Source organism: Desulfonatronospira sp. MSAO_Bac3 (assembly GCF_003838035.1).
In the GTDB taxonomy this organism is placed as follows: domain Bacteria; phylum Desulfobacterota; class Desulfovibrionia; order Desulfovibrionales; family Desulfonatronovibrionaceae; genus Desulfonatronospira; species Desulfonatronospira thiodismutans.
The window spans coordinates 1-25,432 of record NZ_QYZY01000291.1; the positions used below are offsets into that span (position 1 = coordinate 1).

Here is a 25,432-nt window from a genome sequence, read left to right on the forward strand (position 1 = left end):
CTCACCGTCGTTTCAAGGCTGAGGTGTATATATTGAACAAGGAAGAGGGTGGTCGTCATACCCCGTTTTTTTCCGGATACCGTCCGCAGTTTTATTTCCGGACCACTGATGTGACCGGTGTGGTGACATTGCCGGACGGAGTTGAGATGGTCATGCCCGGGGATAATACGACCTTTGATGTTGAGCTTATAGTACCGATAGCCATGGATCCGGGCCTGAGGTTCGCCATCCGCGAGGGCGGCCGCACCGTTGGCGCAGGCGTGGTCTCGGAAATCGTGGAGTAAAAAAATGGCAACCATGAACAGCGACAGAATCAGAATCAAACTAAGGGCATATGACAACCGCATCCTGGACAAGGCGGTTGTGGAGATAGTCGATTCCGCCAAAAATACCGGGGCAGGTGTAGCCGGACCCATTCCTCTGCCCACCAGGATTCACAAATACACGGTGAACCGCTCGGTGCATGTGGACAAGAAGTCCAGGGAACAATTCGAAATGAGAGTGCATAAACGTTTGCTGGACATCATGGAGCCCACACAACAGACAGTTGATGCCCTGGGCAAGCTCAATCTTCCAGCAGGCGTTGATGTCGAGATAAAGCTGTAGGTGAAAAAATGAAACACACAATCGGATTAATAGGTAAAAAACTGGGCATGACCAGTGTTTTCAGCGACGACGGCAAGTTTATACCGGTGACTGTGATTCAGGCAGGCCCATGTCCCGTGATCCAGAAAAAAGACCAGGATAAGGACGGTTATTCCGCGATACAGATAGGTTATGATTCCATGCCCGGACACAAGCTGAACAAGCCGGTCAGGGGCCACCAGGCCAAAGCCGGGAAAGGCTTTTTCCGAAAGCTTACCGAGTTCAGTCCGGAAAACGTGGAAGAATTTGAACCAGGACAGGAACTAAACGTGGAAATATTCAAGCCCGGGGACAGGATCAAGCTGACAGGGACCTCCAAGGGAAAAGGCTTTGCCGGAGTCATGAAGCGCTGGAATTTCCGAGGTCTGCCCAGGACACATGGCCACGAAAAGGTGCACAGGTCTCCCGGTGCGATAGGACAATGCGCTGACCCAGGCAAGGTGTTCAAGGGCAAGAAGATGCCCGGCCGAATGGGCAACAAGACGGTTTCCTACAAAAACGCCGAGATAATTTCAGTTCGAACACAGGACAATGTGATACTGGTCAAGGGCCAGGTTCCCGGACCCAGAAATGGGTACGTCGTTCTTCACAAGCAGGATTAAGAGGTTTTCATGCTAAGTGCCAAAGTATATTCACAAGATAACCAGGAAGTGGGTGAAATCGACCTCCAGGAAAATGTTTTTTCCGTGAGCGTCAAGCCCGAACTGATGCACCAGGCTGTCCGGGCTCACCGCGCAGCGGTCCGCTCGGGCACTGTCGGAGTCAAGAACAGGGCACTGATATCCGGTGGAGGGCGCAAACCCTGGAGACAGAAAGGCACCGGAAGGGCAAGGGCCGGGACTGGGCGCTCTCCCCTGTGGCGGGGAGGCGCTGTAATACACGGTCCGAAAGCAAGGGATTATTCCATAAAGCTGAACAAGAAGGTCCGCAGGCTGGCCCTGAAGATGGCGCTAAGCACCAAGTACGCTCAGGACAAGCTGCAGATTTTGGATAATCTGGACTTAAGCCGTATCAGGACAAAGGACTTCGTCAGCATAAAAAATAATCTCGGTTTGAAAAAACCCTTGATTGTTACCGCAGAAAAGAGTAATAATCTTGAGCTTTCGGCCAGAAACGTTCCCGGTGTCGAGGTTATAACCCAGGACAGCATCAATGTTTATGAAGTCCTTAAACACCAGGAACTGGTAATGGACAAACAGGCAGTGGAAAAACTGCAGGAAAGGTTGGGCTAAAAATGCACAGCACCCAGGTACTCATACGCCCTATGGTTTCTGAAAAATCCAACGATCTCAAGGAAGTTCAGAACAAGGTGGTCTTTGCGGTCCATCCCGGGGCCAACAAGTTTCAGGTCAAGAACGCAGTTGAAAGCATATTCAACGTCAAGGTGGACAAGGTCAATATTATCCGCCGGCAGCCTCTGCAGCGAAAGAGGTTCGGCCGGGTCAGCGGCAAGATTCCGGGTTACAAAAAGGCCTTTATCACCCTGGCCGCAGGCGACAAGATAGAATTTTTCGAAGGGGTATAGTCAGATGGCCATCAAAAAGTTAAAGCCGACCTCACCGGGTAGAAGATTTCAGACTGTTTCCAGCTTTGAGGGAATAAATAGAGTGGAGCCTGAAAAGTCCCTTCTGGAAGGCCTGACCAAAAAAAGCGGACGCAACAATTACGGGCGTATCACGTCCAGGAGACGCGGTGGCGGGACCAAGCGCAAATACAGGATTATCGATTTCAAGCGCAATAAGTTCAATGTCCCGGCCAGAGTGGTGTCCATAGAATATGATCCAAACCGAAGCGCCCGCATTGCACTTCTGTCATACCGGGACGGTGAAAAGCGCTATATTCTCGCTCCGGCAGGACTTAAGACTGGAGCCTGGGTTCAGGCAGGTGAAGGGGTGGATATCCAGCCAGGAAATGCCATGCCCATGTCCCAGATTCCTGTAGGCACAATAATTCACAATATTGAGCTTACTCCGGGACGGGGAGGCCAGATGGCCAGATCGGCAGGAACATATGCCCAGTTAGTGGCCAAGGAACACAAGTACGCCCTTATCAAACTGCCTTCCGGAGAAGTGCGCAAGGTGCTGGCTGCAAATACGGCAAGCATCGGTCAGGTAGGCAATGTGGAGCATGAAAATATCTCCATCGGCAAGGCCGGCCGCAACAGGTGGCGGGGCAAAAGGCCCAGCGTAAGGGGTGTGGCCATGAACCCCGTTGATCATCCTCTGGGCGGCGGAGAAGGAAGAAGTTCCGGCGGAAGGCATCCGGTATCACCCTGGGGCTGGCCTACCAAGGGATATAAGACCAGGCGCAAGAACAAGCCCTCAGATAAACTGATCGTGAACAAGCGTAAGAAATAACAGGAGAGATCATGCCCAGATCAATTAAAAAAGGTCCTTTTGTGGATGATCACCTGCTGAAAAAGGTGGAAAAAGCCAAGGAGACTAGGGACAAGAAGGTCATAAAGACCTGGTCCAGAAGATCCACCATCACCCCGGAGATGGTTGGACTTACCTTTGCTGTACACAACGGGAAAAAATTCATCCCCGTATTCGCCACCGAAAACATGGTGGGGCACAAGATGGGTGAATTCGCTCCCACCAGGACATTCTACAGTCACGCAGCAGATCGCAAAAGCAAGGCCAAACGCAAATAACGGGTAGCAGGTACAAGATGGAAACCAGAGCAATAGCCAGATATATCAGGATTTCACCTCAAAAAGCCCGCCTGGTAGGGGACAATGTTCGCGGACTTCCTGTAGAGGATGCCGTAAACATTCTGAACTTTACCCCCAAAAAGGCTGCCAGGCTTTTAAAGAAGGTGCTCGACTCGGCCCTGGCCAATGCGGAGCAGAACTACAGCCTGGATTTAGATAATCTATATGTAAAGCAGGTCCGCGTAGATGAAGGCCCCACACTCAAGAGGATACAGCCCAGAGCCATGGGCAGGGCAAACCGTATCCTGAAGAGAACAAGCCATATTACAGTAATAGTTGAAGAGTTATAGGAGGGAGTTGTCTTGGGTCAAAAGGTACATCCTTATGGGTTCAGAGTCGGCTATAATAAGAACTGGTTATCCAGATGGTACAGCAAAACCAGCTATCCGGAATTTATCATAGAAGACAGAAAGCTGCGCAATTATCTGAAGTCAAAGCTTTATCATGCAGGCATATCCAGAATCGAGCTGGAGCGGGCGGCCGACAAGGTCAGGATTATTATATACACATCCAGACCGGGCATAGTCATAGGTCGTAAGGGTGCAGAAATTGAAAACCTGCGAAGCGATCTCAAGAAAAAATTCCAGAACGAATTTTCCATAGAGGTCAACGAAGTCAGAAGGCCAGAAACCGATGCGCAACTGGTGGCAGAAAATATCGCTTTACAGCTGGAACGAAGAGTTGCCTTCAGAAGAGCCATGAAAAGGTCTGTAAGCCTGGCCCAGAAATTTGGAGCCCAGGGAATAAAGATTTCCTGTGCAGGACGTCTGGGAGGGGCGGAAATCGCAAGAACGGAATGGCTAAGAGAAGGCAGAGTTCCATTGCATACATTAAGAGCTGATATTGACTATGGCTTTGCCCAGGCCAGGACCACTTACGGAATAATCGGCGTCAAAGTATGGATATACAAGGGCGATATACTAAACGAGGTTAGATAGTCATGCTCAGTCCCAAAAAAGTCAGGTTCAGAAAGAGGCAGAAGGGAAAGATCAAGGGAAAGGCCTCCAGGGGAACCAACGTCAACTTCGGCGAGATAGGTCTCAAGGCTGTTGAATCAGGAAAGATCACCAATCAGCAGATAGAATCCGCCCGTATAGCCATGATGAGACATATCAAACGCGGCGGAAAAGTGTTTATCCGCATCTTTCCGGATAAACCCATTACGGCCAAGCCTGCTGAAACCAGGCAAGGCAAGGGCAAGGGATCTCCCATCGGCTGGTGTGCTCCTGTCAAACCGGGCAGGATACTCTACGAGCTGCGCGGTGTAGCCAACACTGAACTGGCCAGAGAAGCCCTGCGCCGTGCTTCCTACAAGCTGCCTGTAAAGACCGTAATAGTTGAGAAGGAGTGGTAGAAGTTATGAAGCCAGAGGAAATTCGCAAACTATCCAGGGCGGACATGCAGGAGCAGCTCGGCGGGTTCAGGCAGGAGCTTTTCAATTTGAGGTTTCAGCACTCCACCGGACAGCTTGAGAACACCCAGAGACTTTCTCAGGTTCGCAAAAATATTGCCAGGATACTAACAATTCTCAGGGAAAAAGAGGCAGGAAAAGCCCATGACAAGTAAAACCAAAGCCTCCGGAAGCAAGCGCAGGATGGTGGGGTTTGTAATAAGCGATAAAAACGACAAGACTATTGTCGTCCGTGTAGAGACCCTCATCAAGCATCCACTGCTCAAGAAATACATACGCAGAAGAAAAAAGTTCATGGCGCATGACCCGGAAAATGATTCCAAGATCGGAGACAAGGTTCAGATCATTGAGCACCGTCCATTGAGTGCCAGAAAAAAATGGCACCTGAACAAAGTTCTGGAAAGATCAGTATAGCAGGCAAAACCGGAGGTCATACTCAAAGGGATAAGACAGCCCAGCGGTTATTAAAAAATTGCATGGCAGATGATACTTTGAGTCAATGTACCTGCTGCTTTATAAATAACGAGACATAAGGTGGAAGAAAATGATTCAAGTCCAGACCAAACTGGATGTAGCCGACAATTCAGGCGCAAAAAGCGTGGCCTGCATAAAAGTGCTGGGCGGCAGCAAGCGCAGGTATGCATCCATAGGTGATATAGTAGTTGTGTCGGTCAAGGACGCCATGCCCAGAGCCAAAGTCAAAAAGGGTGATATTTACAAGGCCGTGGTTGTCCGGACCAAGAAGGAAGTCGGGCGTAACGACGGCTCGCACATCCGTTTTGACAATAATTCAGCAGTTCTGCTCAACAAGAATATGGAGCCCATCGGGACCCGGATATTCGGGCCTGTGGCCAGGGAGCTGCGCGGCAGAAATTTCATGAAGATTGTTTCTCTTGCGCCAGAGGTTTTGTAAAATGAACAAGACGAAGATCAAGCAGAACGACAAGGTAATGATCATATCCGGCAAGGATAAGACCAAGATAGGCAAGGTGCTCAAGATATATCACAATAAGGGCAAGGTGCTTGTAGAGGGCCTGAACAAGATAAAGAAGCACGTCAAGCCCAATCCGTACAAGCAGGAACAGGGAGGCATCAAGGACGCCGAGGCTCCAGTGCATATATCTAACGTAAGAGTGGTCTGCGACGCTTGTGCCAATCCCACCAAACCGGCCTTTAGACTGACCGGTGACGGTGAAAAAGTTCGTTTCTGTAAAAAATGTGACGAGAATTTTTAGGAGTTATGATGCTCAGGCTGGAAAAGTACTTTAAAGATGAAATAAGCCCCAAGCTGCACAAAGAGTTCAACTACAAGTCGCCAATGCAGATTCCCAGTGTAAAGAAAGTCACACTGAACATGGGGCTTGGAGAAGGCAGCCAGAACAACAAGCTTATCCAGGACGCTGTGGAAGAGCTCTCCAGGATTGCCGGGCAAAAGGCCGTTGTTACCAGGGCCAAAAAATCCATTGCCGCCTTCAAGCTCAGGGAAGGCATGCCTGTTGGATGTACAGTGACACTAAGACGCGCCCGCATGTGGGCCTTTCTGGATAAGCTGCTGAACATCGCACTGCCCAGGGTGCGCGATTTCCGCGGCCTTCCTGACAGAGGCATGGATGGACGTGGCAACTACACCCTGGGAATAAAGGAACATACCATTTTTCCGGAAATCAATCTGGATAAGGTGGACCGGAACAAGGGTATGAACATTACTGTGGTAACTTCAGCTAATACCGACAAGGAAGGCAAGTCTCTGCTGACCCTGCTTGGTATGCCTTTTAAAAAATAAGGAGGGCTGGTTTTGACAAGGAAAGCTCTGATGGTAAAAGCGCACAGGAAGACCAAGTTTTCCTCCAGACGCTATAACCGCTGTCCCCTTTGCGGTAGAGCCCGTGCTTATATGCGGCATTTCGGGATCTGCCGCATATGTTTCAGAAACATGTCCCTGGCAGGAGAGCTGCCAGGCGTCAGAAAATCAAGCTGGTAGATGGAGAGAGGAGCAATCATGTCCGTTGACCCCATTGCAGATATGCTGACCCGCATAAGAAATGCTCATACAGCACTGCATCGAGAAGTAAAGATGCCATCAAGCAAGGCCAAAAAAGCAATTCTTGAGATCATGGCAGATAAGGGCTTTATCCAGGATTTCAAATCTGATGGCAGAACCATCCAGGTAAGGCTTAAATATTACGGCAGCAGGCCTGTGATCAAGGGACTGAACAAGATAAGCAAACCGGGACGCAAAGTGTATTCACAGGCTGCAGAGATACCCTTAGTGAGAAACGGGCTTGGAATCTGCATAGTGTCCACCTCACGGGGGGTAATGGACGGTATGGAGGCCCGGAAACAAAATGTCGGCGGAGAGCTTATCTGCGAGGTATGGTAAGCCCGATCAGTCCAGCAAAATCAGCCGGCACGGCACTGCTTGCAGTACCCGGACTCACGGGACAGATTTATAGAACTCAATCCGGAATGTTATTAGCAGATAAGCAGTCAAAGGTCCGGTTAACTCCATATTCAAACTGAATAAATCAGCAAAAGAACCTGCTTGTAGAATTTATACAGTCAAATTCCGGTAGGAAAGGTAATCATGTCAAGAATAGGAATAGAGCCCATTAAAATACCACAGGGCGTCGAGATTACACAACATTCTTCTATGATTGATGTCAAGGGCCCCAAAGGTCAGCTCAGTGTAGATCTTGACCCCAGGATCAGCATCAATATCGAGGGACAGACACTGCAGGTACAAAAGGCCGATGACAGCATCAAGGCCAGGGAGCAGTGGGGACTTAGGAGGACGCTGATCAACAATGCTGTCCAGGGAGTGCATCAGGGCTTCAAAAAGTCCCTGGACGTCATAGGAGTAGGTTACAAGGTTGATCTGCAGGGTAATACCCTGGTGCTGAACGTCGGGTATTCGCATCCTGTACACATTGAACTTCCCGGGGGAGTCGAGGGCAGTGTAGAGAAAAACAGGATTACACTGTCAGGTATTGATAAGCAGCTTGTAGGAGAGACAGCGGCTAAGATAAGACGCGTCAGACCCCCGGAACCTTATAAGGGCAAGGGGATCAGGTACGAAAACGAAGAAGTGAAACAAAAAGCCGGCAAGTCCGGTAAAAAATAGCGGGTAGACACATGAAGCTGTCCAAAAATCAAAGACGCATCAAGCGCAAATACCGTATACGCAAAAAAATCAGGGGCACTGCAGAAAAGCCGAGGCTTGTGGTTTTCAGATCCAACAAACACATTTATGCCCAGATTGTAGACGATGCAGATGCGCGTACACTGGCTGCATGTTCCACTCACAACCTTGATGAGCATTCAGGCCTGAATGCCACTGCAGCCCAGAGCGTTGGAAGCAAGCTGGCGGAACAGGCAACCAGCAAAAATATATCAACTGTAGTTTTCGATCGCAACGGCTATTATTATCACGGAAGGATAAAAGCTCTGGCTGACGCAGCACGTGCTGGCGGCCTCAAGTTCTAAGGGGAACGATTTCATGCAGCAAAACGATTTGGAACTCATAGAAAAGATAGTCTATCTGAACCGTGTGGCCAAGGTGGTCAAGGGCGGACGCAGGTTCAGGTTCAGTGCCTTAGTTGTAGTGGGCGATGGACAGGGAACTGTAGGCTACGGCCTGGGTAAAGCCAATCAGGTACCCGAAGCCATTAGAAAGGCCACGGAAAAGGCCAAGAAGTCCATGGTCAGAATGGTTTTGAGCGGATCAACAATACCCTTTCAGGTCACCGGCCGGTACGGTGCGGCCAGGGTCCTGCTCAAGCCGGCCAGCGAAGGTACCGGGATAATTGCCGGCGGTCCAGTGAGAGCCGCCATGGAAGCCGCTGGAGTCAAAAACATACTTACAAAGGCCATTGGCACCAACAACCCGCATAACGTGGTCAAGGCTACCGTGGAAGGGCTCAGTCAGATGACCAGCCCTGAACATGTGTCAGGCCTGCGCGGACAGAGTGTGGAGTATGCAAGTGTAAGGTAGGGCCCTTACGGGCTTTTTGGGAGAGAAAAGAATGAAGATCAAGCTGAAGAGAAGTTTTATCGGGATGAAGCCGGTACAGAGAAGAACCCTGCAGGCCCTTGGGTTCAAGCGGCCCAATCAGGTGCTGGAAGTACAGGACAATCCGAGTATCAAGGGCATGATTAAACATGTGCAAAGCTTTGTCGAGGTAATTAAATAATGAACCTGCATGAAATTTACCCCTTTCCTGAAGATCAGAAAGCCCCCAAGCGCCTTGGACGGGGCAATTCCAGCGGAAAGGGAAAGACCAGCGGCAAAGGACACAAGGGACAGAAGTGCCGGGCAGGCGCAAGTATACCCGCTCATTTCGAAGGCGGGCAGATGCCTTTGTCCAGGAGACTGCCCAAAAGAGGTTTTAAGAACAGGTTCCGTCAGGAGTACTGCTCAGTTAATCTCAAGCAGCTTGCTGATCATTTTCCCAGTACTTCAGAAATTAACTTGGAAGACATATACAGCAAAAAACTTGCTCGAAAGAACTACCCGGTAAAAATTCTGGGCGATGGAGAAATAAACTTTGCAGCACAAGTTACCGCCCACAAGTTCAGCAAAACAGCAGCAGAAAAAATAGTAAATGCCGGTGGGCAGGTAAAATCCCTGGAAGGATAACAGCTTGAAACAGCCAGCATCTACTGGAGGATCAGGATTAAAGGACCTGCGCAACAAGGTCCTTTTTACCTTTTTTATACTGGGAGTGTACCGCATAGGTGTTCACGTGCCTCTGCCCGGAATTGACGGACAGGCTTTGTCTGAATTTTTCGCCGGTGCAGAGCATACACTTTTCGGACTCTTTGACATGTTCGCCGGTGGCGGGCTGAAGAATTTTTCCATCTTCGCCCTGGGCATAATGCCCTATATATCTGCATCGATCATCATGCAGCTACTTACAGTCGTAAGTCCTACGCTGTCCAGATGGAAAAAAGACGAGGGTGAAGCAGGCAGAAAAAAGATCACCCAGTGGACCAGGTACGGGACAGTGATGATTACCCTGGTTCAGGGGATGGGCATATCAGTCGGCCTGGAACAGATGACCAGTCCTGACGGCGCTTCGGTAGTTATAGAGGGTGGCTGGGCCTTCAGGCTGACAACAGTTTTTACGCTTACCGCAGGAACCATATTTATCATGTGGCTGGGAGAGCGCATAACTGCAAGAGGTCTTGGCAACGGAATATCACTGATTATATTTGCAGGTATCGTAGCCGGCTTTCCAGGGGCCCTGGCCAATGTATACCAGCTCTTCACCGCAGGTGAACTGACTTTGTTCATGGGAATTTTTGTCCTGGCCATTGTTGTTGGAGTTCTGCTCTTTATAGTCTTCGTAGAAAGGGGACAGCGCCGGTTGCCCATTCATTACGCCAAGCGCATGATGGGAAGGAAGATGTATGGAGGACAGACCAGTCACCTGCCCTTGAAGTTGAATACATCAGGAGTCATCCCGGCAATTTTTGCTTCCTCCATCCTGATGTTTCCGGCAACTATCGCCAGTTTTTCCCAGGCAGGTTTTTTAGAAGCTGTAGCCAATCATCTTCAGCCTGAATCTCTGGTATACAACCTGATTTTTGTTGCGCTGATAATATTCTTCTGCTTTTTCTATACCGCGATCATCTTCGATCCCAAGGATATTGCAGAAAACCTGAAGAAACAGGGAGGATTCATCCCTGGAATCAGACCGGGACTCAGAACCAAGGAATACATTGATGCTGTACTGTCCAGACTGACATTCAGCGGGTCCATATATCTTTCACTGGTATGCGTTCTGCCTGTATTCATGATCAGGGAATTCAACGTACCATTTTACTATGGAGGTACAGCCCTGCTGATTGTGGTAGTAGTGGCCATGGACACCATGTCCCAGTTTCAATCGCATCTTATATCCAGGCATTACGAAGGGCTTATGACCAAAACCAGGATCAAGGGAAGGCGCTAGGATTGAAAAAATTTCGAGGCATTTTTCTGAAAAATGACCATGAAATATCACTTTTAAGAGAAGCCAATCAGATAGTAGCCCGAATCCTTGATGATATCGAATCCCGCATCAGGCCTGGAATTACAACCATGGATCTGGAGGAAAGGGCCAACGAACTGTGTGCTCAATACCAGGTAAAGCCAGCTTTCAAGGGATATCAGGGATTTCCATACACTCTTTGCTGCTCGCTCAACGATGTGATAGTACATGGATTCCCGACACTTGATGAACTTAAATCTGGTGATATCCTGAGTATTGACATGGGAGTTCAATACCGGGGTTTTTTCGGTGATTCCGCGAGGACTTTCGCTGTAGGGGATATAAGCAGTGAAGCAGGCAGGCTCATGCAGGTCACTATGGATGCCCTGCACAAAGGTATTCAGCAGGCCCGTGCAGGCAACGATCTGTATGATATTTCCGCTGCCATTGAAATGCATGCAAAAAAAAACGCCTGTTCCATAATCAAAAGATTTGTCGGCCATGGAATAGGGGCAAGCCTGCATGAAAAACCTGAACTGCCCAATTTTGTACCTTCGAGAATGCTTGGAGTGCCTTTGAAGAAAGGTATGGTGCTGGCCATAGAACCCATGTTTTCACTGGGCTCGGAACAGGTGGAAATCATGCCGGACAATTGGACCGCCAGGACAGCGGACAGAAGTTTAGCGGCTCATTTTGAGCATACCGTGGCCATAACCAAGGATGGCCCGGAGATACTAAGCACCTTGGATAATTAGTCGGGGAGTAATACAATGAAAGTCAGACCATCTGTCAAAAAGATGTGTGCCAGGTGTAAAGTGGTCAGACGCAAGCGGGTCCTCAGGATTTTGTGCAGCAACCCACGTCACAAACAAAGACAAGGATAGAAGCGGGGGAAAAATGGCTCGTATAGCAGGGGTGGATTTGCCCAAAAGAAAAAAAATCGGTATTTCGCTGACCTATATCTATGGGATAGGCCGGACTACTGCCCTGAAGATTCTTGATGCTTCAGGGGTGGACTGGACCAGAAAGACCGAGGAGCTGACTTCTGATGAAGTCAACGTAATCCGCGGTGAACTGGAAAATAATTACAAAGTCGAAGGTGACCTGAGAAGGGAAAAAAGCGCTGATATCAAACGTCTCATGGATATCGGGTGCTACCGAGGCCTCAGACATCGCCGATCCATGCCCGTACGCGGTCAGCGTACCCATACCAATGCACGCATTCGTAAGGGCCCCAAGAAAACCACTATAAAGAAAAAGAAATAACCGGAGACTTGTAGATGGCAAAGCCCAGGAAAACAAAAAAGAGAAAAGAGAAAAAGAACATACCTACGGGGATTGTTCATATCAATGCCTCATTCAATAATACTACGGTAACTATAACTGATCAGACCGGCAACGTAGTTTCCTGGTCCAGTTCAGGGATGGTGGGCTTCAAGGGTTCCAGAAAGGGTACCCCCTTTGCTTCACAAAAAGCTGCGGAAACTGCTGCCAGGCTCGCCCATGAAAACGGCATGCGTACCGTGGGGATACTGGTCAAGGGTCCCGGAGCGGGGCGAGAGTCCGCCATGCGGGCCATCAACACATCGGGCTTCAAGGTTACGTATATTCGAGATATTACCCCCATACCACATAATGGATGCCGCCCACCCAAAAGGCGTCGAGTATAATCAGGAGGTTTTAAGAGTTGGCCAGGTATACAGATTCCAAGTGCAGGTTGTGCCGCAGGGAAGGCACCAAGCTCCTGCTCAAAGGCGACAGGTGCTATACAGACAAGTGCGCTTATGAACGTCGCGCGTACCCCCCGGGAGAACATGGCAGGGCCAGGAAAAAGTCCAGCGACTACGCTCTGCAGCTTCGTGAAAAGCAGAAGGTACGCCGCATGTACGGCCTTCTGGAAGGCCAGTTCAAGAGATATTTTGAAATCGCCGACTCCAGAAAAGGCGCTACAGGCACCAACCTGCTGGTGATGCTGGAGAGAAGGCTGGACAATGTCGTATACCGCATGGGCTTTGCCAACTCCAGGTCCCAGGCCAGGCAGCTGGTGAGGCATGGCCACTTTCACATAAACGGCACGAGGGTGAATGTCCCTTCAATTCTTCTGAAAGAAGGAGACGTCATCGGGGTAATCGAAAAGAGCAGGAAAATGCCTGTCATTCAGGACGCAAGGGATGTCCTGGCCCGCAGAGGTTCACCGGACTGGCTGGAAATCAACGACCAGGAGTTCAAGGGAACAGTAAAGACCCTGCCGGCAAGGGAAGATATCACCTTCCCCATTAATGAACAGCTTATAGTAGAGCTCTATTCAAAATAAACATGTTATACAGGATTCGGACCGCAATGCGGCCTGAATTTCCAATAGTTCGAGCACAGGGGCTGCAATGATAATTCAGACTAATGACAAGCTCATCAATACCAGGAACTGGTCCAGCTTAGTTAAGCCGGATCAGGTTCAACGGGATGAAAAGTCTACAGAACAGTACGGGAAGTTCTCCTGCGAACCCCTGGAAAGAGGCTTCGGCAATACTTTCGGCAATGCTCTGCGCAGGATACTTCTTTCATCTCTGCAGGGAGCAGCCATTGTCGCCATCAAGATAGACAACGCACCGCATGAATTCGCCACCATCACGGGTGTGGTGGAGGATGTCACTGATATAGTTTTGAACCTGAAGCAGGTGCGCTTCAAGATGAGCAGGGATGAACCCCAGAAGCTGAAGCTGGTGGCCAACGAAAAAGGTCAGGTCACGGCAAAAGCTATACAGACCAACCAGAACATAGCGGTACTCAACCCGGATCAGCACATAGCGACCCTTTCTCAGGACATCGACCTGGTGATCAACATAGAGGTGCGTATGGGCAAAGGGTATGTACCCTCGGAACAGCATGAGGACCTTGATGAGGAAATCGGGCTTATACCCATGGACGCCACCTTTTCCCCCATCCGCAAGGTCTCATACACTGTAGAACAGGCCAGGGTAGGACAGATGACCAACTATGACAAGCTGATTCTGGAGATACACACCGACGGATCTGTACTGCCAGAAGACGCCCTTGCCTACAGTGCCAAGATTCTAAAAGATCAACTGTCTGTTTTTATCAATTTCGATGAGAGCCAGACGGATATTAATGTCATAGATACCAACTCGGATGAAGGCCTTGATCCCAAGCTGTTCAAGACCATAGAGGAACTTGAACTGCCTGTCCGGGCAGGCAACTGCCTGCGAAACGCCGGCATACGTCTTGTTGGAGAACTAATTCAGCAGTCAGAAAATGATCTGTTGAGGACAAAGAACTTCGGGCGCAAATCTCTCGAAGATATCCGGCGCGTAATTGAGCAGATGGGCTACGATTTCAACACCCAGATAGACAACTTCGATCAAAAATACCAGGAATGGCTTAAAAGGAAAGAAGACGATGAGGCATAGAAAATCCGGAAGATCCCTGAGCAGAAACTGGGAGCATCGCAAGGCCATGTTCAGAAACATGGCCAAATCGCTGGTAACCCATGAAAAGATCAAGACTACACTGCCCAAGGCCAAGGAGCTGTCCAGAGTGGCGGATCGTCTGGTAACCCTGGCTCTGCGGGGAGATCTGAGCGCCAAAAGGCAGGCGTACAAGGTGCTGGGCAACCATAAGCTGGTCAAGAGGCTGTTTGACGAAATCGCACCCAGGTTTGAAAAGCACAGCGGCGGCTATACCCGTGTGGTCAAATATGCAAAGCCCCGGGTGGGGGACAGCGCATCTCTGGCACTAATCGAATTCACCTATAAGACTTCCGAGGGTCCTGAGGTCACAAAAGCCGGACTCCCCAAAGACAAAGCACAGACTAAAGGTGCACCTGCAGCAGCACCTGCCGGACCAGCAGCTTCTGAGCCTGTGCCTGAAAAAGACTCTTCTATTACGCCCGAAGACCAAAAGCAGGTTGAGCCGGAAGCTCAATTTCCCGAGGCTGAAGACTCCACTGCAGCAGATAGAGAGGCAGATGAGCAGTCTCAGGAAGATAAGTCAGAAGAGTCCAGGCCCCATGATGATCCAGGGGAAGATCCAGAACAAAAAAAATAAATTGCAGGCAAAAAAGGGTCAGTTCATGACCCTTTTTTTTGGACAGTCAGTATAGGTTTGCGCAATATGGTTTGTTTGCATTGTGAATACAGGCTCCTTTCATGGAATTCAGAAAATTGCAGGCCTTTGTTAGAGTCTACGAACTGCAGAGTTTTTCCCTGGCAGCCAGGGATCTCTTTTTGTCCCAGCCAACTATAAGCACCCATATCATCAGCCTGGAGCAGGATCTGCGGGTTTCTCTTTTCGACCGCATCGGCAGAAAGGTAATTCCCACTCAGGCAGGCGAGATACTTTACCAGGCAGTTCAGGATATGTTCAGAATTCTGGATGAAGCCAGGTCCAATATACAGGAACTGACCAGCCAGGTTTCCGGCATGGTCATCATGGGGGGCAGTACCATACCGGCCAACTACCTTCTGCCGGGGGTGCTTTCCTCTTTCAGGCGGATTTACTCCGACGTATGCGTAGACCTGCGCACTGCAGACTCCATCAAGATAAGCCATGACGTACTCGAGGGCAGACTTGATTTCGGCCTTGTGGGAGGTTATGCTGAGCACTTAGACTTGGAGAATCACCTGCTTTTCACCGACGAGCTCATGGTGGTTGCAGCGCCGGATATTGCCTCTAAGTATCCGCAGGTTATTACACCGCAGCAGTTACCGGATCTTCCCTGGGTGATGCGTGAGAAGGGCTCAGGGACCCGGCAGGCCATGGAAGAAGCACTGCATAAACACAAAATGGATATAAGCTCTCTGCCGGCAAAAGCACTGGTGCAATCTACTGAAGCCATGGTGCGCTGCGTTCTCTCGGGCCTTGGAGCAGGTGTAACATCCAGGCTGGCGGTGGATGAATTTCTAAGCTCCGGTCAACTGGCAAGACTGGAAGTATCCGACTTGAATATACGCAGGAGGTTTTATCTCATCAAGCACAGAAGGCGCACTCTTTATCTCTGTGCATCAATGCTTATGCAGCATATTCTCAGCCAACTGAGCCACAACGCAGGTAGTTAACCCAGGAATCTGCAAAGGTTTTTTTATGGATTTACAGCTCAAGCCCAAAGAGCCTCAAGAGCTTCTACCCACGGACATACTTTTCCAGACCCTTTACTGGGCCAGGGTTAAATCCAGACTGGGATGCCGGGTAATGGCTTTCGACATCCAGCCGGACCTTTTTTCTCCCGCCGGGGATGTGCTGGTGCTTCTGCAGAGGTATGGTCCGGAGATGAAGTCAGCTCTGGTTCCCCAGGGACCTGAGTTTTTACCGCCCAAGGAAGAATACGGCCCTTTTCTGGAATCCCTGTCCTATGAACTCATGCATCACCTGGGACCGGATACGGCATTTATAAGGTATGATCTGCCCTGGGAGTCCCAGTACGCCCGGGAGATGCAGCAGGGCCACTGGTACGGCTTTCCTGAGCCCAGGCTTAGGGAAATGCGCATGAACATGGGAACAGAGTCCTGGAATCTTAGAAAATCATCAATGGATATGACCGTGGCCAGCACCCTGGTAGTGGACCTTGATCCGGCGGAAAAGGACATCCTGGGCCGTATGAAATCCAAGACCAGGTACAACATCGGCCTGGCAGGCCGCAGGGGTGTGGAGGTGCAGACCGGTTCCATGGAGCATTTGCCTGCCTTTTATGATCTGTACCTGCAGACTGCTGCGCGAAACGGATTTGCCACGTGCGCATATGAACACTTTTCAGCCATTTTCAACGCGCATATATTCGACCCCTGCAACTCCGAGGTGCTTTTTCTTCTAGCCGCCTGCGACCAGGAGCTGCTGGCCGGGGGAATAGTGGCCATATCCGGGCAGACCGCGCATTTTCTGTATGGGGCTTCCTCCAATACCAGGAGGCACCTCATGGGATCCTATGCTGTACACTGGGAGGCCATGCGACAGTCCAGGCTGCGCGGGTGCCTGAGATACGACATGGGGGCTGTCTCACCGGGTGCTGACCCGGATCATCCATTTTACGGTCTTTACCGGTTCAAGAGCGGATTCGGCGGCAGGCTGGAAATGCGCAGCGGATCCTGGGATTTTCCCATTGACGAGGAGAAATACCAGGCCTTTATCAATACGGACAACCTGGTCCGGGGTTAAAAGCAGTAGTTTTTTTCAGAAAGAAAAAGGCCGGGCATCATCCGCCCGGCCTTTTTTTTATTTTTTTACGTTGTTTTGTCTTTTTTTATCAGGCTGTACTGCCGAAGCGGTCCAGGAAGTTCTGGGGGTGGACATTACCGGTGAAGCTCCATATCAGCGCCCCTATCCAGCCCACAACAATAATTCCCAGAAAAACATTCAAAGCGGCTATCTGGGGCAGCTTGTTGTGGCTTCTTATCATGGCGATGATTGTTGGAGCAAGGTAGATTGCAGCCCCGATTCCGAACAGGACCATGTTTTGGACGAACCACATGGCACTGCTTATGACGTGGGACAGATCTCCTTCAATGCCTACAATGGGGTCTGGCCGGCCATCAGCGTAAGCAAGAGACACCGACAAAAGAACCAGGATCACGCCCAGTCCGGCAATTTTTATTGGTTTCATATCTTTTCTCCTGTTTTGAAGTCTTATGCAGATCCCAGGAATAGGCCGCGTTTTGATCCGCTGCCTAAGGGACACTAATCTTCATCCTTGCCGGTTAAAAACAGCCACCAACCAAGCATGGTGACCACTGCAACACCCATAAAGATATAAGCCCAGTTCTTGGTGAATATATCAAATTCAAGCATTGTATAGAATTCCATGGTTCCTCCCAGTTTGATAGCCCTTAAGTCAGGGCGTTTTTTTTAGTGAGAGCCCTTGAACTCCGGATGCTCGTAAAAGATGGGCATCCTTGTGGAGATGAACTTGAACAGAATCAGTCCCACGGTAACCACGAATATGGTTACACCGATTTCCGCCAGAGCGGGAAAGTACTTCAGTTCTGAGGGCAGGTGATAGTTGTAGGCCACCAGGGAAACATTGAACCGGTTGAAGATGATTCCGAAGACAGCCACCACAGCGGTCCATTTAATGAGCCTGACATTTTTGTCCCGGACCCCTTTGGCGTACAGAAAGGCAGGCAGGGCAACGAAGCCGAGCATTTCCAGGCTGAACATGAAGCCGTAGAATGTGGGCAGGTAGCTCCAGTTGTCATTGAGGACCACGCCGAAGAGCTTGATGAAAAAGTATCCGGCCATGATCCAGGCTGCAGCCTTGGCAAATCCGAAAGTCACATGGGGGGTACCCTCCAGGTGCTCCTTGTCCATCTTGTTGTGGTAATAGCGATGCGACAGGGTGCTTTCAAAAATGACCATTGAGAGACCTGCAAACATGCTGGATACAAAGAAGTAGATGGGCAGATGTGATGAATACCACAAGGGGTGCATCTTGCTTGGCAGAATCAGGTACAGAGCGCCCAGGGAAGACTGGTGCATAGTGGAGAGAATGACTCCGAAGATTGTCAGTACCAGGGTGAGCTTGATCACAATATTTCTGACTCTTTTGAGCCTCAGCCATTCCAGGGGGGCCGGCAGCCATTCCAGGAAAAGGACTGTCAGATATAAGAAGACGCACAGACCTACTTCAAACAGCACCGAGGTCGTTCCCTGCTGCACGAAAATCGGATAAGCAAGCCTCCAGGGCTGTCCGACGTCGTAATGCAGGGCAAAGACCACAAGGGCATAGCCAAGAAATGCAGTGAGCACTGCAGGCCTGACAGCTGCGTGGTATTTTTTGATTCCAAATATATAACAGGCCGCAGCTGTTGTATATCCGCCGGCGGCCAGAGCCACTCCGCAGAGCAGGTCAAAACTGATCCAGATTCCCCAGGGATAGTAATCATCCAGATTGGTGACCGCAGCCAGTCCTCCAGTGAACCGCAGATAGGTCAGATAGATACCCACGAGGACGATCAGCCCGGCTATTACATTAAAGGGGGTGAACCAGGATGACTGGCCAGTATCAGGGTGGTGTTGGGTACTCATGATTAATGATCCTCCCTCTCGGTTTTGGCAGCGGCCTCATTCAAAGCCTTTTTTACTTCCTCCTCGATGGCGGCCTTGTCCAGGGTTTCGGATCTGGAAAGTCTTTCCGCCAGTCTTCGACCGGCTTCGGGTCCTGCCTCGGCAATAACCTGGGAGACAAAACTGTCCCTTTCTTCCTTGGCTACCTTTTCTCTGCGTTTGGATATGGCGTAGGCACCCACCAGAAGAACCGGCCAGAATGAAGCAATGAGAGGGACACCGCCCAGAGCACCTGAGGTATATTCTCCAGCGGCTTTGTTTCCGAGGTCCATGCGCATTCCGACGTCTTCAAAGGGTTCACCGGATATGTAGATCCAGTTGGTGCCGCCCATTTCGTGTTCCCCGTAGATATGCGACTGGTACTTGTCGGGGTTGTTGACTATTCTTTTGCGGGCTTCCTTGAGTACCTCCTCGCGGGTGCTGAAATACATGGCCCTGGTGGGACAGATCTCCACACAGGCAGGCTCTCTGTCTTCCTTGAGCCGGTGTTCGCAGAAAGTGCACTTGGTCACCAGGGGATCAAGGGCTATGTGGTACTCATATGCCGGAATATTGAAGGGGCAGGCCATCATGCAGTACCGGCAGCCGACACAGACCTTGGGGTCGTATGTAACAGCCCCGTCCGGGCGCTTGGCAAATGCCTTGACAAAGCAGGAATGAGCGCAGGCCGGTTCCAGGCAGTGCATGCACTGGATTTTGCGGTAAAGATCCCCGGCTCCCGGGGGCTTATCGTCGTACTGGTTGACCACTGTGTAGGTTTTCCAGTCCGTCCTGCGGGTTTCCTCAAAGACCTGAGTATCATGAAATTCTGCATCAGGTTCCGGCAGTCTCTGTTCATAATTGCAGGCATCTTCACACTGCCTGCAGCCGATGCACCGGGTGACATCGAAAAGGACTGCATAGCTGTCCGGTAAGCCTTCGACGTCCTTGACCGCGGCACCTGTGACACCATCATCCGCGGCCAGGACCTTTCCGGCCCCTGCCACGCCTAAACCGGCGACACCCATGGCACCTAAAAATTTTCTCCGGTTCATAAAATACGCACCTCCTTTAAAAAACAATGTTGGCAGCAATCAGCTCTGTTTCAAGCTCCCAAGTCCCCTGAAAAGCCATCAAAGCAAGGCAGACGGAGGTATGCCTGTGTGCTGAGCATAACTAAGGCACTGGGCATAAACTTTCACAAACTGTACGCTTTTTATCACCTCCGGGAGTTTTCTGGTAACCATTCAGGGGATGCCTCAATCGGCCTGGTGCAAGCAATCATCACCGCGGAACCCCCTGAATGGTCACCTTTCCTGCATCAAATGGCTGTCAAGGGACAGTCCCACCAAGGCAGCAATAAGCTGTTTCCATAAAGAGCATTCCTGGCTTGATCTGTCAAGACATTCGTGCAAAAACTCACAAGAAAGTTTTCAGCATGTGAGCCTGCTTGTTCCATAACCGTTTTGCAGCTGCTGATGATCTCCATGTCCTTCATGGTTAAATGTTTTTTTGCTGAAAACAGATCATCTGGGCTGCAGGCAAAGTTTTGCTGCAGTACTGGTTTTTTTGTCTGGACCCAAAGAGACAAAAAGATGAATATCAGGTTTCATGACCCGGCAGGGTGAAAAAAAACGTGGTTCCTTTGCCGGGTGCACTCCTGGCCCATATTTCACCCTGGTGCCGGTGAATCATTTCCCGGCACAGCAAAAGTCCAAGCCCGGTCCCGGATTCCCCGCGGGTCCCGGGCTGGGTGGCCTTGCTGTTCATCTGAAAAAGGCCCTGCAGGGTTTTTTGATCCATGCCTGAGCCGGAGTCCTGGATGTACACAGTGATGCCGCCGTTTTTTTTCTCTGCCCCGGCTACGACCCGTCCCTTGTCATGTGTATATTTTCCGGCGTTGGACAGCAGATTTCTAAGCACTGTACCTATCATGTTGGAGTCTGCATAAATCTGCAGTTCCGGGGATATCCTGGATTCGAAGATGATCTCCTTGTGCTGGAAAACGGACCTGGACAGTTCCATGTTTTGCCTGACCAGGTCATGAAGGTTTATAACATCCGGTTCAAAGTCTGTGTCGCCTTTCTGCATTCTGGCCCAGGTCAAAAGGTTTTCCAGCAGGCTGTAAAGGTTTTCCGCAGATCTTTGCATGTTGGCGGAAACATTCTGTAATTCGGCCAGGCTGAAGCTGTTGATATCTTCCGCCATGATTCTGGTGGAGCTGAGGAAACCGGATAAGGGAGATTTGAGATCATGGGCCAGTATGGAAAAAAAGCGGTCTTTCTCTGCAAGGGTCTTTTCAAGCTGCTCTTTTTTTCGCTGAATTTCTTCCCTGGCCTGCTTTTGTTCGGTTATATCGCTTACAATGAGCAAGAGATAACGATCCTGATCTTTACCATCCCCCTGCAGGTCATGTTCTTCTATACGACCGGCAAGTCTAACGGGCAGGTATTTTCTGCTGGGGGTGCGAAGATTGACTTCCATGTTTTTATTCCGGGGATCTTTGAATAAAGCCCTGTAGCGGGCCAGAAAGGTCTCCCGGCCTGTGTGGTCCATCAGGTCGGCCAGTGGAACGCCGTTTATCTCGGTTTCTGTAAAACCGGTCATGTCCATAAAGGTCTGGTTGAATTGCCGGATGAGGCCGTGCTTGTCTAAGCTCAGGTATCCCGCCGGGGCCTGATTGTACAGGCGTACGAACTTGTCTCTGGCAGTCTGCAGTTCCAGCTGGGTGCTTCGAAGTTCTTCATTCTGCATTTCCAGCTCCAGCTGATGCACCCGCAGATCGTGCAGCATGTTCCGGATTTTCTCCGGGGGCAGACCAGCCTCGTCTATATCCGGGGGGTTGTCCTGCAGCTGTTCCTCGGCCTTTCTGCGCAGGGGATCCTTGTGCGGCCCGTCTGAATTATCCAAGATCATTTACCTCCAGGAGATGAATTTTCCTGCAGTTTTTTCAGCTTTTCTTCGCAGTCCCTGAGGGCCCGGCTTATATCAGAGGTATCTCTTATTTCATCGAAAATTACTGCGAATTTTTTGTATTCCGGTGAAAAGACCCGGACCTTGAAGTATTTCTGAAGTTCCAGGCTGTAGTCCTGGATATCCTCAGGGGGTCCGCCCAGAGCTACACGTGCGTAGCGCTGTATCCAGGACTCCTCGGTCTCCGGCAGGACTTCCAGGACCCTTCTGCCCAGGATGTCTCTGGCCTTTAATCCGGTCATCTCTTCAAAGGCGGGATTTACTTCCAGAAAAGTGTAGTCGCAGGGCTGTTCATCATGGTCCAGGACGATTTCGTGCAGGGCAAAGGCATTAGGCATCTGGCTGAAAAGATTGCGGTAGTATTTTTCGCTTTCCCGCAGGGCCTGCTGGATTTCCTTCATCTGGGTGATGTCCATGATATTGCCCAGGATCCGCACGACTTTACCATCTTTTTTCTCAGGCAATCCCGATGTGCGAACCCAGATCCTGGTGCCGTCGGCTTTGGTAAAGGGCAGTTCCAGGTCATAGGGACTGCCCCGCTCCAGGGCGAGTTTGAAAGCCTCCTGCAGGCGGTCCCTGCCTTCAGGTGTATAGAACTGCATGTCCTTTTCCACATCGCTTGGGTTGTAATCCTTTGATACCCCGTAGATATTGTAGACCTCGTCGGTCCAGGTGATGCTGCCTGTGGCCGCGTCCATTTCCCATCCGCCCACTCTGGACAGCCTCTGGGTCTGCTCCAGGAGGGCCTCCTTGGTTTTGAGGGCCGCCTCGGTTTCTTTGATCCTGGTAATATCCACAAAAGATGTGACTGTTCCGGAAAATACCTCCGGAGCTACTTCATAGGGGACCACCCGCATAAGGTACCAGCGTCCCTCCCTGGTCCGGGCCTCTTTTTCACTCATTTCCCCGCTTTTATGCACGTTTTCAATGACCTCGATGGGGTCCAGGCCCTGCAGGTAGTGGGCGATATGAGAAATGGGCCGGCCCACATCGCTGTCCAGGAGCTTGAATATATTGGTCACCTTGGGGGAAAAGCGCCGGATTTCCATGTTTTCGTCCAGCAGGAGTTTGCCGATCTGGGTGGCGCTCAGGAGGTTGTCCACGTCGTTGTGCAGTTCGGTAAGCTCTATGATCTTGTTCTGGTATTCGGAGTTGACCGAATACAGCTCCTGGTTGGTGGACTGCAGTTCTTCATTTGTGGACTGCAGTTCTTCGTTGCTGGCCAGAAGTTCCTCGTTGGTGGCCTGCAGTTCCTCGTTGGCTGTTTCAAGCTCCTCAATGGTGGCCTGCAGATTTTCCCTGGTGAACTGCAGTTCCTGCTCCAGGTCGTGGATGCGCTGTTCTGCCTCCCGGGAGATGTCGTAGGTTTGATCGACATCCTGACAGGCGAGCTTGTCCTGCTGCTTTTTTGATTCGTCCAGAAATACAGCCACAAGGGGATCCTGTCCCTTTTTCTGGGGCAGGGGCTTGATGCGCATGTCCACCATCCTGTGATCGCCCTGGTAGCGAACCCGGATATTGGAGAAGTGCAGGGGTTCATTCTGGCGCAGTACCTTCTGGATGCCGGTGGAAATGGGTATGGCCAGGTCATTGGCGGCCATTTTGGAAATATCCATGGACTGCTTTCCCGAAGGCAGTTTGAAATAGCCTTCACTGTTGCCGATGACATGCAGCACTTCCATGTGATCATTGACAATGACAGCGAGATGGATGTGCTCTTCCTCCAGGACATTCAGGAAACGCTCCAGAATAAGATCCTCCCGGCCGCGCAGGTTCCTGCCGGGCAGGGCATTTCTTTCCCTGTTCATGTGGTACACATTATCAGAGCTTCTAAGAGTCTCCCTCGCGCCCAGGGTGTTCTTGACTCTGCCCCTGGTGCGGTAAATCTTGTGCTTGTGGTCCAGGCTCTCGAAGTAGTCCCCCATTTCCCCGGTGGTTTCGCTGGTGCCAAGAAAGAGTATACCCCGCATGTTTAAGGAAAAGTTGAAAAATTCCAGAACCTTGCGCTGCAAATCCGTCTGCAGGTAGATAAGGAGGTTGCGGCAGCTTATTAGATCAATATTGGTAAAGGGTGGATCCTTAATCAGGTTGTGCTGGGCGAAAACAACCATTTCCCGGATGTTGCGGGCTATCTGGAAACTGTCCTTCTTTTTGTAGAAATACTTGGCCAGCAGGTCCGGGGGCACGTCTGCAGCGATACTCTCGGGATAACTGCCGGCTCCGGCCACCTGCAGGGCATTGCGGTCGATATCCGTGGCAAATATCTTTATGTCGCGCATTCTGCCTGTCTGCTCCATGCACTCCCTGGCCAGAATGGCCAGGGTATACGCCTCTTCCCCGGTAGAGCATCCTGGAATCCAGAATCTCATCTCGTTATTTTGCCTGGTTGACAAAACTTCCTGGAGCCAGTTGTCCTTGAGGGCTTCAAAAGCCTCCCGGTCTCTGAAAAACCGGGTCACCCCTATGAGAAACTCCCTGAACAGGGTGGCGGCTTCGTTGGGATAGCTCTGCATGTAGGAGACATAATCGTGTATATCCGAGATATGGTTTATGGTCATGCGTCTCTGGATACGCCTGGTAAGGGTGCTTGGCTTGTAGTGGGTGAAATCCACCTTGTACTTGTCCCTCAAGATGGCGAATATCTTGGTCATGGCGTCATCATCGCTGATGACCCGGTCGCTTTTCTCGGCCTTGGCCACGTAAGGGTGTTTGGCATACGAAACGAGCTGTCCGGGCATCTCCTCAGGGGGCAGCACAAAATCCACCAGTCCCGTGGAAATTGCCGACCTGGGCATGCTGTCGAACTTTGCCGAGTCTTCGCTCTGGACCATGACCATGCCGCCATGCTCTTTTATGGCTCTTACTCCGCGCATGCCGTCGCTTCCGGAACCGGACAGGATGATGGAAACCGCCTTTTCACCCTGGTCTTCGGCCAGGGAGCGCAGAAAAATGTCTATGGGCAGGTTTATGAGGCCCTTGGTGTGCTCCTGTTCGCTTAAAAAGAGCCGGCCGTGGAAAATAGTCAAATTTTTCTTGGGGGGAATGAGGTAGATGTTGTCCGGAAGCACTTCCATGCCTTCTTCTATCCTGTGCACGTGCATGCTGGTCTTCTTGGACAGGATCTCCTTCATGAGGCTTTTGTAATCCGGGGAGAGGTGCTGGATGACGATGAAGGCCAAGCCGCTGCTGGAGTTCATGTCGGCAAAAAAGGCCTCAATGGCCTCCAGGCCTCCTGCAGAGGCACCAACAGCAACATACAGCCCGGGGGTGCCGGGGGATTTTTCCTGGGTATTCTGGTTTTGAGTATCGTTAAGTTCCTGGGGCATTGCAGCTCCTGCTGTATATTGTGGGGATTAAAATAACCGGTGAATTAATCGCGGATAAGCGCGCAAGCAGCCGGTTCAAAGCCTGCATTCAGGGGGATTAAGGCATCCTGGATTGCTGGAGGCGGCCTGGTGCCTCGAACAAAAATGGTTGTTGTCAAAAATCCTGAAAAAATAGTCCTAAAGGAAAACTTTTCTTTCCTTAAAAGCGCAGATACTTACCATGAAGGGCATGAAGATCATGAAGTTAAAGCGCTGAACAGATACTGAGTCTTACAGTTTCAGTCATCCAGGAAAGGTAACCATTCAGGGGGGTGCCGGAATCGGCCTGGGGACAGTCCCCGCG

Annotated in this window: 37 protein-coding genes and 1 pseudogene; 32 read left to right on the forward strand and 6 right to left on the reverse strand. The window is 50.6% G+C overall.

Going from position 1 to position 25,432, the window contains the following annotated elements:
• From D5S03_RS09635 to D5S03_RS09790, 32 genes and pseudogenes are all read left to right on the forward strand, one after another.
• The coding region (locus D5S03_RS09635; RefSeq protein ID WP_502697119.1) for an EF-Tu C-terminal domain-related protein at positions 1–284 on the forward strand (284 nt) is incomplete at its 5' end.
• A 4-nt stretch (positions 285–288) separates the two neighbouring features.
• Positions 289–606: a 30S ribosomal protein S10 gene (rpsJ, locus tag D5S03_RS09640; protein WP_008871707.1), complete on the forward strand. Its 318-nt coding sequence runs from the start codon at positions 289–291 to the stop codon at positions 604–606.
• Between the two features lie 8 nt (positions 607–614).
• The gene (gene rplC, locus D5S03_RS09645; protein ID WP_008871706.1) at positions 615–1,247 is read left to right on the forward strand and encodes a 50S ribosomal protein L3; all 633 of its coding nucleotides are present in this window, start codon (positions 615–617) and stop codon (positions 1,245–1,247) included.
• Between the two features lie 9 nt (positions 1,248–1,256).
• The gene (gene rplD, locus D5S03_RS09650; RefSeq protein ID WP_008871705.1) at positions 1,257–1,877 is read left to right on the forward strand and encodes a 50S ribosomal protein L4; all 621 of its coding nucleotides are present in this window, start codon (positions 1,257–1,259) and stop codon (positions 1,875–1,877) included.
• 2 nt (positions 1,878–1,879) lie between these two features.
• On the forward strand, positions 1,880–2,170 hold the full coding sequence (gene rplW / locus D5S03_RS09655; protein ID WP_008871704.1) for a 50S ribosomal protein L23: 291 nt from the start codon (positions 1,880–1,882) through the stop codon (positions 2,168–2,170).
• A gap of 4 nt (positions 2,171–2,174) precedes the next feature.
• Entirely contained in the window at positions 2,175–3,002 is an 828-nt protein-coding gene (gene rplB, locus D5S03_RS09660; RefSeq protein WP_008871703.1) for a 50S ribosomal protein L2, read from the forward strand.
• Positions 3,003–3,013: 11 nt separating this feature from the next.
• Positions 3,014–3,298 (forward strand): 30S ribosomal protein S19, encoded by a 285-nt coding sequence (gene rpsS / locus D5S03_RS09665; RefSeq protein WP_008871702.1) that lies wholly within the window; start codon positions 3,014–3,016, stop codon positions 3,296–3,298.
• 17 nt (positions 3,299–3,315) lie between these two features.
• The gene (rplV, locus tag D5S03_RS09670) at positions 3,316–3,648 is read left to right on the forward strand and encodes a 50S ribosomal protein L22 (RefSeq protein WP_008871701.1); all 333 of its coding nucleotides are present in this window, start codon (positions 3,316–3,318) and stop codon (positions 3,646–3,648) included.
• Between the two features lie 12 nt (positions 3,649–3,660).
• Positions 3,661–4,296, forward strand: coding sequence for a 30S ribosomal protein S3 (rpsC, locus tag D5S03_RS09675; protein ID WP_008871700.1), 636 nt, complete (start codon positions 3,661–3,663; stop codon positions 4,294–4,296).
• A 2-nt stretch (positions 4,297–4,298) separates the two neighbouring features.
• Positions 4,299–4,712 carry a 50S ribosomal protein L16 gene (rplP, locus tag D5S03_RS09680; protein WP_008871699.1) on the forward strand — a complete coding sequence of 138 codons (414 nt, stop codon included), beginning with the start codon at positions 4,299–4,301 and terminating at the stop codon, positions 4,710–4,712.
• A 5-nt stretch (positions 4,713–4,717) separates the two neighbouring features.
• The gene (gene rpmC / locus D5S03_RS09685) at positions 4,718–4,924 is read left to right on the forward strand and encodes a 50S ribosomal protein L29 (protein ID WP_008871698.1); all 207 of its coding nucleotides are present in this window, start codon (positions 4,718–4,720) and stop codon (positions 4,922–4,924) included.
• Positions 4,914–5,183, forward strand: coding sequence for a 30S ribosomal protein S17 (rpsQ, locus tag D5S03_RS09690; RefSeq protein ID WP_008871697.1), 270 nt, complete (start codon positions 4,914–4,916; stop codon positions 5,181–5,183). The genes rpmC and rpsQ overlap by 11 nt, the downstream gene beginning before the upstream one ends.
• Positions 5,184–5,313: 130 nt before the next feature.
• The gene (gene rplN / locus D5S03_RS09695) at positions 5,314–5,682 is read left to right on the forward strand and encodes a 50S ribosomal protein L14 (protein ID WP_008871696.1); all 369 of its coding nucleotides are present in this window, start codon (positions 5,314–5,316) and stop codon (positions 5,680–5,682) included.
• A 1-nt stretch (position 5,683) separates the two neighbouring features.
• Positions 5,684–6,004, forward strand: a complete 321-nt coding sequence (rplX, locus tag D5S03_RS09700) for a 50S ribosomal protein L24 (protein ID WP_008871695.1) — start codon at positions 5,684–5,686, stop codon at positions 6,002–6,004.
• Positions 6,005–6,012: 8 nt separating this feature from the next.
• Positions 6,013–6,552, forward strand: coding sequence for a 50S ribosomal protein L5 (gene rplE / locus D5S03_RS09705; RefSeq protein ID WP_008871694.1), 540 nt, complete (start codon positions 6,013–6,015; stop codon positions 6,550–6,552).
• A 12-nt stretch (positions 6,553–6,564) separates the two neighbouring features.
• On the forward strand, positions 6,565–6,750 hold the full coding sequence (locus tag D5S03_RS09710) for a type Z 30S ribosomal protein S14 (RefSeq protein WP_008871693.1): 186 nt from the start codon (positions 6,565–6,567) through the stop codon (positions 6,748–6,750).
• Between the two features lie 18 nt (positions 6,751–6,768).
• Positions 6,769–7,149 (forward strand): 30S ribosomal protein S8, encoded by a 381-nt coding sequence (gene rpsH, locus D5S03_RS09715; protein WP_008871692.1) that lies wholly within the window; start codon positions 6,769–6,771, stop codon positions 7,147–7,149.
• A 204-nt stretch (positions 7,150–7,353) separates the two neighbouring features.
• On the forward strand, positions 7,354–7,890 hold the full coding sequence (gene rplF / locus D5S03_RS09720; RefSeq protein ID WP_008871691.1) for a 50S ribosomal protein L6: 537 nt from the start codon (positions 7,354–7,356) through the stop codon (positions 7,888–7,890).
• Positions 7,891–7,901: 11 nt separating this feature from the next.
• Positions 7,902–8,252: a 50S ribosomal protein L18 gene (rplR, locus tag D5S03_RS09725; RefSeq protein ID WP_008871690.1), complete on the forward strand. Its 351-nt coding sequence runs from the start codon at positions 7,902–7,904 to the stop codon at positions 8,250–8,252.
• 13 nt (positions 8,253–8,265) lie between these two features.
• A complete protein-coding gene (rpsE, locus tag D5S03_RS09730; RefSeq protein ID WP_008871689.1) occupies positions 8,266–8,760 on the forward strand; it encodes a 30S ribosomal protein S5 in 495 nt (164 codons plus the stop codon).
• Between the two features lie 31 nt (positions 8,761–8,791).
• On the forward strand, positions 8,792–8,959 hold the full coding sequence (gene rpmD / locus D5S03_RS09735) for a 50S ribosomal protein L30 (RefSeq protein ID WP_008871688.1): 168 nt from the start codon (positions 8,792–8,794) through the stop codon (positions 8,957–8,959).
• On the forward strand, positions 8,959–9,405 hold the full coding sequence (gene rplO, locus D5S03_RS09740; protein WP_008871687.1) for a 50S ribosomal protein L15: 447 nt from the start codon (positions 8,959–8,961) through the stop codon (positions 9,403–9,405). The genes rpmD and rplO overlap by 1 nt, the downstream gene beginning before the upstream one ends.
• A 4-nt stretch (positions 9,406–9,409) precedes the next feature.
• The gene (gene secY / locus D5S03_RS09745; RefSeq protein ID WP_008871686.1) at positions 9,410–10,723 is read left to right on the forward strand and encodes a preprotein translocase subunit SecY; all 1,314 of its coding nucleotides are present in this window, start codon (positions 9,410–9,412) and stop codon (positions 10,721–10,723) included.
• Between the two features lie 2 nt (positions 10,724–10,725).
• Positions 10,726–11,496 (forward strand): type I methionyl aminopeptidase, encoded by a 771-nt coding sequence (gene map / locus D5S03_RS09750; protein ID WP_287043736.1) that lies wholly within the window; start codon positions 10,726–10,728, stop codon positions 11,494–11,496.
• Positions 11,497–11,511: 15 nt separating this feature from the next.
• Positions 11,512–11,625: a 50S ribosomal protein L36 gene (gene rpmJ / locus D5S03_RS09755; RefSeq protein ID WP_083804051.1), complete on the forward strand. Its 114-nt coding sequence runs from the start codon at positions 11,512–11,514 to the stop codon at positions 11,623–11,625.
• 13 nt (positions 11,626–11,638) lie between these two features.
• On the forward strand, positions 11,639–12,007 hold the full coding sequence (gene rpsM / locus D5S03_RS09760) for a 30S ribosomal protein S13 (protein WP_008871684.1): 369 nt from the start codon (positions 11,639–11,641) through the stop codon (positions 12,005–12,007).
• Positions 12,008–12,021: 14 nt separating this feature from the next.
• Positions 12,022–12,411 carry a 30S ribosomal protein S11 gene (gene rpsK, locus D5S03_RS09765; protein WP_008871683.1) on the forward strand — a complete coding sequence of 130 codons (390 nt, stop codon included), beginning with the start codon at positions 12,022–12,024 and terminating at the stop codon, positions 12,409–12,411.
• 17 nt (positions 12,412–12,428) lie between these two features.
• Positions 12,429–13,055, forward strand: coding sequence for a 30S ribosomal protein S4 (gene rpsD, locus D5S03_RS09770; protein WP_008871682.1), 627 nt, complete (start codon positions 12,429–12,431; stop codon positions 13,053–13,055).
• A 67-nt stretch (positions 13,056–13,122) separates the two neighbouring features.
• On the forward strand, positions 13,123–14,166 hold the full coding sequence (locus D5S03_RS09775; RefSeq protein WP_008871681.1) for a DNA-directed RNA polymerase subunit alpha: 1,044 nt from the start codon (positions 13,123–13,125) through the stop codon (positions 14,164–14,166).
• A pseudogene (rplQ, locus tag D5S03_RS09780) lies at positions 14,156–14,506 on the forward strand (50S ribosomal protein L17); the annotation flags it as partial. The gene D5S03_RS09775 and the pseudogene rplQ, both read left to right, overlap by 11 nt.
• Before the next feature lie 398 nt (positions 14,507–14,904).
• Positions 14,905–15,813 carry a selenium metabolism-associated LysR family transcriptional regulator gene (locus tag D5S03_RS09785; RefSeq protein ID WP_008871679.1) on the forward strand — a complete coding sequence of 303 codons (909 nt, stop codon included), beginning with the start codon at positions 14,905–14,907 and terminating at the stop codon, positions 15,811–15,813.
• Between the two features lie 25 nt (positions 15,814–15,838).
• Positions 15,839–16,906, forward strand: a complete 1,068-nt coding sequence (locus tag D5S03_RS09790) for a lipid II:glycine glycyltransferase FemX (RefSeq protein ID WP_008871678.1) — start codon at positions 15,839–15,841, stop codon at positions 16,904–16,906.
• An 88-nt stretch (positions 16,907–16,994) separates the two neighbouring features.
• Here D5S03_RS09790 and D5S03_RS09795 read toward each other — a convergent pair whose 3' ends face one another.
• From D5S03_RS09795 to D5S03_RS09820, 6 genes are all read right to left on the reverse strand, one after another.
• The gene (locus D5S03_RS09795) at positions 16,995–17,351 is read right to left on the reverse strand and encodes a superinfection immunity protein (protein ID WP_008871677.1); all 357 of its coding nucleotides are present in this window, start codon (positions 17,349–17,351) and stop codon (positions 16,995–16,997) included.
• 74 nt (positions 17,352–17,425) lie between these two features.
• Positions 17,426–17,551: a sulfate respiration complex protein HmcD gene (gene hmcD / locus D5S03_RS09800; protein WP_008871676.1), complete on the reverse strand. Its 126-nt coding sequence runs from the start codon at positions 17,549–17,551 to the stop codon at positions 17,426–17,428.
• A gap of 42 nt (positions 17,552–17,593) precedes the next feature.
• A complete protein-coding gene (gene hmcC, locus D5S03_RS09805; RefSeq protein ID WP_008871675.1) occupies positions 17,594–18,772 on the reverse strand; it encodes a sulfate respiration complex protein HmcC in 1,179 nt (392 codons plus the stop codon).
• Positions 18,773–18,774: 2 nt separating this feature from the next.
• Complete coding sequence (gene hmcB / locus D5S03_RS09810; RefSeq protein WP_008871674.1) at positions 18,775–19,845, reverse strand: sulfate respiration complex iron-sulfur protein HmcB; 1,071 nt, start codon at positions 19,843–19,845, stop codon at positions 18,775–18,777.
• Positions 19,846–20,392: 547 nt separating this feature from the next.
• A complete protein-coding gene (locus D5S03_RS09815; RefSeq protein WP_287043742.1) occupies positions 20,393–21,706 on the reverse strand; it encodes a PAS domain-containing sensor histidine kinase in 1,314 nt (437 codons plus the stop codon).
• A complete protein-coding gene (locus D5S03_RS09820; protein ID WP_287043744.1) occupies positions 21,703–25,089 on the reverse strand; it encodes a chemotaxis protein CheB in 3,387 nt (1,128 codons plus the stop codon). Before D5S03_RS09820 ends, D5S03_RS09815 begins: the two co-directional genes overlap by 4 nt.
• Positions 25,090–25,432 lie beyond the last annotated feature (343 nt).